This window comes from Pseudonocardia sp. SID8383 (assembly GCF_009864975.1).
Lineage (GTDB): Bacteria > Actinomycetota > Actinomycetes > Mycobacteriales > Pseudonocardiaceae > Pseudonocardia > Pseudonocardia alni.
Map to the genome: position 1 here is coordinate 1 of NZ_WWFY01000811.1, position 11,257 is coordinate 11,257.

Annotated in this window: 11 protein-coding genes; 5 read left to right on the forward strand and 6 right to left on the reverse strand. The window is 73.7% G+C overall.

The window, feature by feature from the left end; translation table 11 throughout:
* Nucleotides 1–264: 264 nt before the first annotated feature.
* Nucleotides 265–1,155, forward strand: coding sequence for an alpha/beta fold hydrolase (locus GTW08_RS19675; RefSeq protein WP_073574327.1), 891 nt, complete (start codon nt 265–267; stop codon nt 1,153–1,155).
* Between the two features lie 9 nt (nt 1,156–1,164).
* Complete coding sequence (locus GTW08_RS19680) at nt 1,165–1,968, forward strand: crotonase/enoyl-CoA hydratase family protein (protein WP_073574326.1); 804 nt, start codon at nt 1,165–1,167, stop codon at nt 1,966–1,968.
* A gap of 1 nt (nt 1,969) precedes the next feature.
* Here GTW08_RS19680 and GTW08_RS19685 read toward each other — a convergent pair whose 3' ends face one another.
* From GTW08_RS19685 to GTW08_RS19705, 5 genes are all read right to left on the reverse strand, one after another.
* A complete protein-coding gene (locus GTW08_RS19685) occupies nt 1,970–3,238 on the reverse strand; it encodes an Nramp family divalent metal transporter (protein ID WP_073574325.1) in 1,269 nt (422 codons plus the stop codon).
* Between the two features lie 95 nt (nt 3,239–3,333).
* Entirely contained in the window at nt 3,334–3,819 is a 486-nt protein-coding gene (locus tag GTW08_RS19690; RefSeq protein ID WP_073574324.1) for a GNAT family N-acetyltransferase, read from the reverse strand.
* A gap of 4 nt (nt 3,820–3,823) precedes the next feature.
* On the reverse strand, nt 3,824–4,450 hold the full coding sequence (locus GTW08_RS19695) for an IMPACT family protein (protein ID WP_073574323.1): 627 nt from the start codon (nt 4,448–4,450) through the stop codon (nt 3,824–3,826).
* 311 nt (nt 4,451–4,761) lie between these two features.
* A complete protein-coding gene (locus tag GTW08_RS19700; RefSeq protein ID WP_073574322.1) occupies nt 4,762–5,058 on the reverse strand; it encodes a hypothetical protein in 297 nt (98 codons plus the stop codon).
* 13 nt (nt 5,059–5,071) lie between these two features.
* Nucleotides 5,072–6,757: a sodium:solute symporter family protein gene (locus GTW08_RS19705; RefSeq protein WP_073574321.1), complete on the reverse strand. Its 1,686-nt coding sequence runs from the start codon at nt 6,755–6,757 to the stop codon at nt 5,072–5,074.
* Nucleotides 6,758–7,072: 315 nt separating this feature from the next.
* On the opposite strand from GTW08_RS19705, the gene GTW08_RS19710 reads away from it, so the two are divergent.
* Together GTW08_RS19710 and galT are read left to right on the forward strand one after the other, a co-directional pair.
* Nucleotides 7,073–7,864 (forward strand): DeoR/GlpR family DNA-binding transcription regulator, encoded by a 792-nt coding sequence (locus GTW08_RS19710; protein WP_073574447.1) that lies wholly within the window; start codon nt 7,073–7,075, stop codon nt 7,862–7,864.
* 14 nt (nt 7,865–7,878) lie between these two features.
* Complete coding sequence (gene galT / locus GTW08_RS19715; RefSeq protein WP_073574446.1) at nt 7,879–8,958, forward strand: galactose-1-phosphate uridylyltransferase; 1,080 nt, start codon at nt 7,879–7,881, stop codon at nt 8,956–8,958.
* A gap of 199 nt (nt 8,959–9,157) precedes the next feature.
* Here the strand turns inward: galT and GTW08_RS19720 are convergent, their stop codons facing one another.
* Nucleotides 9,158–10,282 carry a C40 family peptidase gene (locus tag GTW08_RS19720; protein WP_073574320.1) on the reverse strand — a complete coding sequence of 375 codons (1,125 nt, stop codon included), beginning with the start codon at nt 10,280–10,282 and terminating at the stop codon, nt 9,158–9,160.
* A 752-nt stretch (nt 10,283–11,034) separates the two neighbouring features.
* On the opposite strand from GTW08_RS19720, the gene GTW08_RS19725 reads away from it, so the two are divergent.
* Nucleotides 11,035–11,257: hypothetical protein (locus tag GTW08_RS19725; RefSeq protein WP_161152355.1), on the forward strand; the 223-nt coding region annotated here is incomplete at its 3' end.

Below are 11,257 nucleotides of genomic sequence, written 5' to 3' on the forward strand. Positions count from 1 at the left end.
GCGGTCCCGGCCGGGGCGTCGGCGTCGCGCGCGAGCGACCCCAGCGCGCGCCCCAGGCGCCGGTCGGTGAGGTCCCACGCCCCGGGGTCGCGTGGCACGGCCCGCACCACCGTCCCCGTCGCCGCACCGGTCATCGCGCCTCCTCGTCGGCCCCTCGGTGACGCAGGTCGCCCGGCCCCGGTACCCCGTTACCCGGCGTGGTCAGAACTGACGAGGGGCGTAGGTTCGAACGGTCGTCCCCGTCCCACGAACAGAGGTCCCCGCGTGTCCACCGCTCCGCCCACCTGGTTCACCGACGCACTCGCCGAGCCGGGGGAGCCCGGCCGCACCGAGAGCGACGGCGTCGAGATCCGCTTCCGGAGCTGGGGCACCCCGGGCGGGCCCGGTGTGCTGCTGGTGCACGGCGGCGCGGCGCACCTGCACTGGTGGGACCACATCGCCCCGCTGCTGGCCGAGGGCACGCGCCGGGTCGTGGCGGTCGACCTGTCCGGGCACGGCGACTCCGGGCGGGCACCGTCCTACGACCTGGACCGCTGGGCCGTCGAGCTGCGCGCCGTGATCGACGCCGCGGGTCTCGGCCCCCGGCCGACGGTCATCGGGCACAGCATGGGCGGGTTCGTGACGCTCACCGCGGCGCTGCGCTACGGCGACGAGCTGGCCGGCGCCGTCGCCGTCGACTCCCCGGTCCGGGACCGGTCGCCGGAGGAGCGGGCCGCCCGTGAGCAGCGGGCGTTCGGCCCGGCGAAGGTGCACCCCGACCGCGACGCGCTGATCGCGCGGTTCCGCACCATCCCCGAGCAGCCCGGCGACCTGCCCTACGTGCACCGCCACATCGCCGAGCACAGCATCCGCGCGGTCGACGGCGGCTGGAGCTGGAAGTTCGACCCGGCCATCTTCGCCGGCATCTCGCTGACCCCCGGCGACCTCGGGCGTCCCGGCTGCCGGATCGCGCTGTTCCGGGCCGAGCACGGCCTGGTCCCGGCGGACATGGGGGAGATGGTCGTCGACCGGATGGGCCGGGCGGCACCGGTCGTCGAGATCCCCGGGGCCGGGCACCACGTGATGATCGACCAGCCGCTGGCTCTGGTGACCGCGCTGCGGACGCTGCTCGCGGACTGGGAGCACTCGGTTCCGGTGGTGGCCCCCGCGATCTAGGGTGGCCCCATGACAGAGCAGTCAGAGCTGACTCCTTCCGGACCGGTCGCTTCCGAGGAGGAGGTGCTCGTCGAGCGGCGGGACGGCGTCCTGCTGATCACGATCAACCGGCCCCGGGCCAAGAACGCGCTGAACGAGAACGTCGCGCGCTCGGTCGCCGCGGCCGTCGACGAGCTCGACGCCGACCCGGACCTGCGGGTCGGCGTGCTGACCGGGGCGGGCGGGGTGTTCTCGGCCGGGATGGACCTCAAGGCGTTCCTGCGCGGCGAGCGTCCGTCGGTGCCCGGGCGCGGGCTCTGCGGGATCACCCAGGCCCCGCCGGTGACGCCGATGATCGCCGCGGTCGAGGGCTGGGCCCTGGCCGGCGGGTTCGAGATCATGCTGGCCTGCGACCTCGTCGTCGCCGGGCGCGGCGCCCGGTTCGGGGTGCCGGAGGTGAAGCGGTCCCTGGTCGCCGCCGCGGGCGGTGCGCTGGAGCTGGCGAACCGGGTGCCCCGGGCGCTGGCGCTGGAGATGCTGCTGACCGGCGACCCGATCGACGCGACGCGCGCCGAGGCCGCCGGGCTGGTCAACCAGGTCGTCGAGGACGGCGGCGCGCTGGAGGCCGCGCTGGCGCTGGCCGCGCGGATCGCGGTGAACGGGCCGCTCGGCGTCGCCGCATCGAAGCGGATCGTGCGGGAGAGCCCGGACTGGGGCGCCGACCGCTGGGAGCGCCACGACGCGGTCGTCGGCCCGGTCCTGACCTCGGAGGACGCCCGCGAGGGCGCGACCGCGTTCGCCGAGAAGCGCGACCCGGTCTGGCGCGGCCGCTGACTCAGGCGACGAACGCCTCCCAGATCAGGAAGGCGTTCAGCCCCACCACGACCGCGGCGACGACGACCGCCGCGGTCGTGGTGACGCGGTGGTTGACCAGGTCGCCCATCACCTCGCGGCGGGCGGTCAGCCACACCAGCGGGACCAGCGCGAACGGGATGCCGAACGACAGCACGACCTGGGAGAGCACCAGCGCCTGCGTCGGGTCGATCCCGATGCCCAGCACGAGCAGGGCGGGCGCGAGGGTCAGCAGCCTGCGCAGCAGCAGCGGGATCCGGCGGCGCAGGAACCCGGCCATGATGACCTGCCCGGCGTAGGTCCCCACGCCCGAGGACGCGAACCCCGAGGCGAGCAGCGCGATCGCGAACCCGTACGCGGCGACGGCGTCGAGCTCGGTGCCCAGCCCGGCGAAGATCCCCTCCAGGGTGTCGGTGCCGGGGACGTCGGTCCCGGCGAACAGGGCGGCCGCCACGACCAGCATCGACAGGTTGACCAGCCCGGCCACGCCCATCCCGAGCGCGATGTCGGTGCGCCCGACCCGCAGCAGGAACCGGGTGTCCTCGGGCCCGCGGGCGACCAGACGGCCCTGGGTCAGCGCGGAGTGCAAATAGATCACGTGCGGCATCACGGTGGCACCCAGGATGCCGGTGGCGAGCACCAGCGAGCCGACGCCGTCGAAGCCGGGGACCAGACCCGCGGCCAGCGCGGGCCCGTCGACGTCGGTGCGCAGCAGGGTCGACACCAGCCCGACCAGGATGATCGCGAGCAGGAACACGATCGCCCGCTCGAACGGCCGGTGCCCGCGCGACTGCAGCCCCAGCAGCACGAAGGCGATCACGCCGGTGATCACCCCGCCGGTGAACAGCGGGATCCCGAACAGCAGGTGCAGGGCGACCGCGCCGCCGATCACCTCGGCCAGGTCGGTCGCGATCGCGACGAGCTCGGCCTGGGCCCACATGAACCGGTTCCGCCACGGGGTGAGGTGCTCGCGGCACAGCTCGGGCAGGTTCTTCCCGGTTGCGAGCCCGAGCTTGGCCGAGAGCGACTGGATGAGCATCGCCATCAGGTTGGCGACGACGATCACCCACACCAGCAGGTAGCCGTAGCCGGCGCCGGCGGAGAAGTTGGTCGCGAAGTTGCCCGGGTCGACGTAGGCGACGGCGGCGACGAACGCGGGCCCGAGGACGGCGAGCCTGCCGCGCCAGCCGCGCCGGCGCAGCTGCTCCACGGTGAGCGGTGCCGCCGACGCGGCCGTGTCCGTGCTCGTCATGTGCGCCCCCGCGAGGTGATGAGGTCCGGCGAAGACGCAGTGTAGGCACGACTAACTCCGCTGGTACAGACCTGCGACGGTGCGGGCCGTGCGGCTCACAGGTAGCGGTGCATCACGTGCAGGCCGGTGGTCGTGCCGTCGGGCAGGGTGAAGGCGTCGGGCACCGTGCCGACCGTGGCGAAGCCCAGCGAGTGCCACAGCGCGACCGCGCGGGTGTTGGTCGCCACGACGGCGTTGAACTGCATCGCGGAGTAGCCGTCCGCGCGGGCGAGGGCCAGCACGTGCTCGCCGAGCGCGCGTCCGGTGCCGCGCCCCGCCTCGCCCGCCTCGACCGCGAAGCTCGCGGTCGCGACGTGCGAGCCCGGCCCGGCCTGGTTGGGCCCGGTCTTCACGGTGCCGACGACCCGGCCGTCCCGCACCGCCACGAGGACCCGCGCCGGCGGCGGGAGCATCCACATGCGGGTGACCCAGGCGTCGTCGGCGTCGGGCGGGACGGTGTAGGTGCGGCCCTCGGCGAAGATCGGGCGGAGCACGGCGAGGACGGCGGGGAGGTCGTCGTCGGTGGCGGCGCGGATGTGCATGCGCTCAGGGTAGGTAGAGGTCGCGCGGGCCGGCGTCGAGCGCCTCGACGCCGCCGCCGGTGTGTTCGGCGAGCCAGTCGGCGAAGGCGCCGGTCTCCGGCTCGGCGACGGCCACGGTCAGCGTGACGTCCGTGCCGTGTGTGACATCGCACAGCCGGTACGGGGAGTGGCGCAGGTCGTGCTCCAGGCGGCCGGCGCGGTCGTGGCCGACGGCGAGCAGCAGCTCCCGGTGCCGGACCCGGCGCAGCTCGCCGACCGCGTCCAGGGCCGCGGTCAGGGCGCCGGAGTACGCGCGGACCAGCCCGCCCGCGCCGAGCTTCGTCCCGCCGAACCAGCGCGAGACGACGGCGACGACGTCGGTCAGCCCGCGCCGGGTGAGCACCTCCAGCATCGGGACGCCGGCGGTGCCCGAGGGCTCGCCGTCGTCGCTGCTGCGGGCGGTGAGGTCCCCGGTGCCGGGGTCACCGATGCGCAACGCGGTGCAGTGGTGGGTGGCGTCCGGTCCGGCCCGGCGGACGCGGTCGATCACGTCCTGGGCGGCCCCGACGTCGGCGACCCGGGCGACGGTGCAGCGGAAGCGCGACCGGGCGATCTCGGTCTCCGCGCTCCCGTCGCGGGCGATCACCCGCACGCCGCGACCGGCCTCACACCGTGACCGCGCTCGCGATCGGCAGCGCGTCGGGATCGATTCAGTGCATCCTGGGCGTGTCCGGTGACGAGGCCGTCCGCCTCACCCGGCGGGCTCCCTCGTCCACACCAGGCGGTTCCACCGCCGACATCGAAGGGACCCCCACCCATGAGCGACACCCTCCGCGTCCTGCGTTCCGGTCTGACCCGCGTGGCGCGCCGGATCGACGACTACACCCTCGCGGCGTTCAACCCGGTCTACCCGACCCCCGCCGACCGGGAGCGCTGAGGGCGCCCCCGGCCGGGGGAGTGCGGTCAGTCCTGCTGCTCCGGCGCGGCCAGCTTCAGCGGTCGCAGGTACACCCACAGCACGAACAACGCCCCGATGACCAGCATGCCGATGCCGGTGTCGAGGTTGAGGTTCGTCCCGCCGGTCTTGGCGAGGTTCTCCGGGTTGTCGCCCGACACGATCCCCATGACCAGCAGGACGATGCCGTAGACCCCGAACAGCAGGGCGATCACCGAGCGCAGGTCGAACAGGTTCGCCGCGGTCGAGGAGGCCGGGGCGTCGGTCCCGTGGTGGTCGGGGTGGTTCTCACTCTTCGAGCTCATCGCAGGTCTCCGCTCAGCCGAACACGACGTAGAGGACGACGGTCAGGGCCAGCACCAGCGCGCCGAGGACGTTCGGACTGCGGTACCAGCCGGCGTCGTCACCGTCGGTGGAGTGGGTGCGCGCCTCCTTCGGGGTCAGGCTCCAGGTCAGCCCGACCAGCTCGGCGTCCGGCTTCGGGGTGGTCACCATCGAGACCCCCGCGGACACGCCGACACCGACGACGAACGCCGCGATGGCGCCGACGAAGCTGCCCGCCTGGCTGGACATCGTCCAGACCTCGGTGCGGACCAGGATGTCGATCAGCACCGCCGCGGTGGTGCCGGAGAGCAGTCCGATCCAGGCCGACGGCCCGGTCATCCGCTTCCAGAACAGGCCGAGGATGAAGATCGCGAACAGCGGCGCGTTGAAGAAGCTGAACAGCGACTGGATGTAGTCCATCAGGTTCGCCGACCCGGACGCGATGAACGCGGTGCCGATCGCGAGCACGCAGCCGATGATGGTGACCAGCCGGCCGACGCCGAGGTAGTAGCGGTCGGCGCGGCCCGGGCGCACCCAGTCCTGCCAGATGTCGTAGGTGAACACCGTGTTGAACGAGCTGATGTTCGCCGCCATACCGGCCATGAACGCGGCCAGCAGACCCGCGATCGCGACGCCGAGGATCCCGTTGGGCAGGACCTCCTTCATCAGCAGCGACAGCGCGTTGTTGTAGGTGATGCCCTCGACGGCGTCGCCGCCGCCCGCCTTCACCGCGGCGATCTGCGGGACCAGGATCCCGGCGATCATGCCCGGGGTCACGATGACCAGCACGACCAGCGCCTTCGGGAACGCACCGATGATCGGGGTCCGCCGCGCGGCGGACATCGACTTGGCCGACAGGGCGCGCTGGACCTCGGCGAAGTTCGTCGTCCAGTAGCCGAAGGACAGCACGAATCCCAGGCCGAACACGATGCCCAGCACCGACAGGAACGGGTTCGCGATCTCGGTGAGCGGGGTGCCGGGCCAGGCGTTCAGGTCCGCACCGGCGCTCGGGCCCTCGGTGACCGCGCGGGTCAGGCCGTCCCAGCCGCCGACCCGGTTGAGCCCGGCGACGGTCAGCGGGATCAGCAGCGCCAGGATCACGAAGAACTGCAGGACCTCGGTGTAGATCGCGGCCGACAGCCCACCGAGGGAGATGTAGCCCAGCACGACGACGGCGGCGACCGGGATCGCCAGGTACAGCGACCAGCCGAGCAGCGCCTCCAGGACCAGGCCCAGGGAGAACAGGTTGACCCCGGCGATCAGGATCGAGGCGACCGCGAAGATCACCGCCTGCACCCGTTGGGTGGTCTTGTTGAACCGCTTGAGCAGGAACTCCGGGACGCTGCGGGCCTTGGAGCCGTAGTAGAACGGCATCATCACGATGCCGAGGAACACCATCGCCGGGATCGCGCCCAGCCAGTAGTAGTGCACCGTCGGGATGCCGAACTGGGCCCCGTTGGCCACCATGCCGATCAGCTCGATCGCGCCCAGGTTGGCCGAGATGAACGCCAGACCGGTGATCCAGGCCGGCATCGACCGGCCGGACAGCAGGAAGTCGAGGCTGGAGGACACCGAGCGTCGCGCCGCGAAGCCGATGCCGAGCACCAGTACGAAGTAGAACGCGACCAACAGGTAGTCGACCAGGTTCGGGTTGAGGCGCAGGACCTCCTGGGCGGTCATGCCGCGTCCTCCCGGGACGTCCCCGGGGCCCGCCGGGCCGTCTCGTGATGATCCATCTCGGGTAGCTCCTCGCCGTCGAGTGCGTGCGCTGCCGGTCCGCCGGCCGGTGGTGCACGACGGCACGTTGCGCGGACCAACGCACAAGCTAGACCGCACTCGATCAGAAGTGAACACTTTCGCTCGAATTCGAGACCGCTCGGTGACCTCGGCGCGCCAGGGGTCCGGGTCCCGACACGCACGGTCGACCCTTGCCGCACGTTCGGTTGTGTTGCATTCTGTGCGGGTGAAGCCCCGACGGTGTCCGGCCCGGACGCGATGAGCCTGCTCGCCGAGCAGCGGCGCGAGGTGATCGTGGAGCAGGTCCGCAGCCGCGGCGCGGTGCGGGTGTCCGAGCTCGCCGACCACCTCGGCGTGTCCGAGATGACGGTGCGCCGCGACCTCGACGTGCTGGCCCGGCGACGCCTGGTGGACAAGGTGCACGGCGGCGCGACGGCCGTCGGCGAGCACACCACCTCCGAACCCGGGTTCGCCGCGAAGTCGGTGTGCGAGCTGGAGGAGAAGGACGCCATCGCCGCCGCGGCCGCCGAGCTGGTGACCCCCGGCGCCGCGATCGGCCTGTCCGCGGGCACGACGACCTGGCGGCTCGCCCGGCTGCTCGCCGCGGTGCCGCGGCTGACCGTGGTGACCAACTCCGTCGCCGTTGCCGACGCGTTCCACACCGGTGGCGCCGACGCCCGCGGGACCACGGTGATCCTCACCGGGGGCGTGCGGACGCCCTCGGAGGCCCTGGTCGGCCCGGTCGCGATCACCGCGCTGCGCTCACTGAACCTGGAGACGGTGTTCCTCGGGGTGCACGGCATGAGCGCCGCGGCGGGCTTCTCCACCCCCAACCTCACCGAGCGCGACACCAACCGCGCCCTCATCGAGTCCGGCAGCAGGCTCGTGGTCGTCGCCGACCACACCAAGTGGGGCACCGTCGGAATCTCGACGATCGCCGAGCTGTCCGAGGCCGACGTGCTCGTGACCGACTCCGGTCTGGCCGACGCCGACCGGGCGGTCCTCGAGGGCGAGGTCGACCACGTGATCATTGCGCGCCCCGGAAGGTGACGTACGTGCAGAAGGTGCAGAAGCTGACCACCCGGATGGCCGACGGCCGGGAGATCATCTGGTTCGACGGCCCCGACCACGCCCCCCGCGATCCGGCAGGCCTGGTCGACGCCCGTGACCTCCCGCGGGTCGTGCCCGCCTCCCAGCTGCGCTACGACGCGCTGGCCGGGGAGTGGGTGACGATCGCCGCGCACCGGCAGGACCGCACCTACAAGCCGCCGGCCGACCAGTGCCCGCTGTGCCCCAGCCGCGACGGTCGCCACACCGAGGTGCCGAGCCCGGAGTACGGCGTCGTCGCGTTCGAGAACCGCTTCCCGTCGTTCGGGTCGGCGCCCGGCGCGCCGCTGCCCGAGCCGGGCGCGGTGCCGCAGGCGGCGTCGGGCCGGTGCGAGGTCGTCTGCTTCACCGACGACCACGACACCCCGTTCTCGCGGCTGACGCCCGACCGCGCCCGCCTGGTGCTGGAGGCGTGGGCCGACCGGACCGCCGAGCTGGGCGCCCGGCCGGGGGTCCGCTACGTCTTCCCGTTCGAGAACCGGGGTGCCGAGATCGGCGTGACGCTGTCCCACCCGCACGGCCAGATCTACGCCTACCCCTACGTCCCGCCGTTCCCGCAACGGATGCTCGCCCACGTCGCCGCGCACCGTGAGGCGACCGGGGAGAACCTGTTCGACACGCAGCTGGCCGCCGAGCGGGCGGGGGAGCGGGTCGTCGTCGCGGGGGAGCACTGGACGGCGTTCGTGCCGCAGGCGGCGCGCTGGCCGGTCGAGGTGCACCTGTACCCGCACCGTCCGACCCCGGACCTGCCCGCCCTCGACGAGGCCCAGCGCGCCGAGTTCGCGACCCTCTACCTCGACGTGCTGCGCCGCCTCGACGCGCTCTACGACGACGAGCTGCCCTACGTCGCGGGCTGGAACCAGGCCCCGGTGCTGGAGTCCGACGGTCGCTCCGACGCCCGGCTGCACCTGCGCCTGCACTCGATCCGCCGGGCGCCGGGGAAGATCAAGTACCTGGCGGGGTCGGAGTCCGGCGCGGGCGCGTTCATCTCCGACGTGCAGCCCGAGGCGGTCGCGGAGCGGCTGCGTTCGCTGTAGCCGGGGGCGGACGGCGGGTGCAGGAACACGCGGTGATCCGTTGTCCACGCGCGTTCAGAAGCGCGCGTCCGGCGGATCCGCGCACGGAACGCGGATCATCGAGCGGGCCGTGGACCGCACGATTGCTCCGCCCCGACGTGCGTCGAGGCCGGTACCCCTCCCCAGGGGCACCGGCCTCGGACGTCGGTGACGCGGTCGGTCAGACCCGGACCGCGTTGTGGAACGGCATCGCGTCGATGTCGGAGTACTTGACCGGCTCACCGCTGGTGGAGGCGTGGAGCACCTTGCCGTTGCCGGCGTAGATACCGACATGGCTCACCGGGGAGTAGAAGAACACCATGTCGCCGGGCTTGAGCTGGCTCTTGGAGACCGGGGTGCCGTCCATCTGCGACTGTGCGCTGGAGGTGCGCGGCAGGTCGACGCCGATCTGCTCGAACGCCCAGACCATCAGGCCGGAGCAGTCGAACGCGCTCGGGCCGGTGGCGCCCCACTTGTAGGGCTTGCCGAGCTGCTGCTTGGCCTGGGCGAGCGCCTGGGCACCGTCCGAGGAACCGGTCAGGCCGCCGACGATGTCGCCGAGCCCGCCGCCGTCACCGTCGTCGTCACCGCCGCCGCCGTTGCGGGCGGCCGCCTCGGCGGCCTTCGCACGGGCCTCGGCCGCCTTCGCCGCGGCCTCCTTCTGGGCGACGGCGGCGATGCGGGCCGCGTCGGCCTTCTCGAACGCCTGCGGGACCGACGCGGTGACGTGCTCGAAACCGCTGGTCAGGGTGGACGCGGCGTCGCTGGTGCCGGTGCCGCCGTGCTCGGAGCCCGCGGCCGGGACCGACAGCTTCATCGTGGCCTCGTGGGCCGCGCCGGTGAGGTCCATGTCAGCGGAGGTCTCGGGGGACTGCTCCGGCGAGCTGAGCGCCGACACGACGCCCATGACCGCGGTGGCGCCGACCAGCGTGGCCGACATGGTCGCGACGACCGCGCGCGGGTGACGCCCGAGCGGCCCGGTGTCCGAGGTGCCGCCGAGCAGGCCGATCGCGGTCCGCGAGGTGACGCCGGCGGGGGTGTCCTGCGCGTCGCGGGTGATGACGGTGTCGCCGCCGGACGCGGCGGGGAGGCCGGTCGCGGGGGTGTCGATGCGCTCCAGCTCCGGGCCGGGGGCCTCGGAACGGCGGGCTCGGCGGCTGCCGGGCGCGGGGGTGTCGAAACCGGCCTCGGAGTAGCGCGCGAGCAGGTCGGCGGCGGAGATGCCCGCGCCGGCGTCGCGGTCCCGGCGACGCCGGGGGACGTCGCTCTCGGGTGTATGGAGGTCCGGGGTCAGTGCAGTGGTCATTCGGGGGTCCTCGCCACCCCGGATCCGCCCCGGTCCTCGTGACCGGACACGGCTCCGCCCGCTGCGTGCTGGGTGGGCGCCAGGGGGAGTGTCGGCCAGCGGGGAGCGGGGGACCGACCAGGCGCACCAGCCGACATCTCGTCGGCCAGCCAGGAGCGACCGTAACCGCTCCGTGACACGGACACCGAGCGGGCTCGCCGGGTGTGCGGCGAACGGCCGGTCCGGAGCGACCCACGCACCGGACCCGCGTCCAACGGTGGGTGCGGTGCGCCGTTCGGGTCGTACGGTCGGTGTGCTGCGCCGAACGGTACGTCTGAGGCGGTGACGCGGTGCGCACCGTGACCGGGACGGCCCCGGACGGACCAGCCCCCTCACGAACCCGGCACGCCCGCCGGCGACGCCCGGGCGGCACCGCGTCCGGTGACTGCGCCGGGAGGCGGTCCGGGCCGTGGCGGACGGAGCAGCACGCGGGAGGCGTCCCGTGCCTGGTGAGCGCGGGTACCGGGTGCTCTGCGACGATCGGGGGGCGTGCCGGCCGTGACCGGTGCGGCGCGCACCGGCCGGCTCGGCGCCGGGGTCCGGTGCCCGGGGCGGACCCGGTGCGGCGCAACGTGACGTCGGCCGCACACGGTGAACCGGGCGGCGGTCCGCGACGTAGGCACACGGGACACGTCTGCGAGCGGACGGGTCCCGGGGCCGGACCACCGACACGGACCCACCGACGAGGACCCACGACCCGGGAGGTCGCAGCAGTGCCGGAGCGAGCAGGCGGCCCCGTCTGGGTGGGCGAGCTCGTCCACCACCGTGCCGTGCACGGCACGGGTCGTGGGGCCGGTGACCTCGTCGTCCCGCCGCGGTTCGGCTCGGCCCGGCTGCTGGTCACCGACGGAGGCGTCCCCGTCGGGCAGGCCGAGGTCCCGCTGCACGAGGGCCGGGCGCGCGCCGCCGACCTGGCCCGGGCCGCCGCGGCCGTCG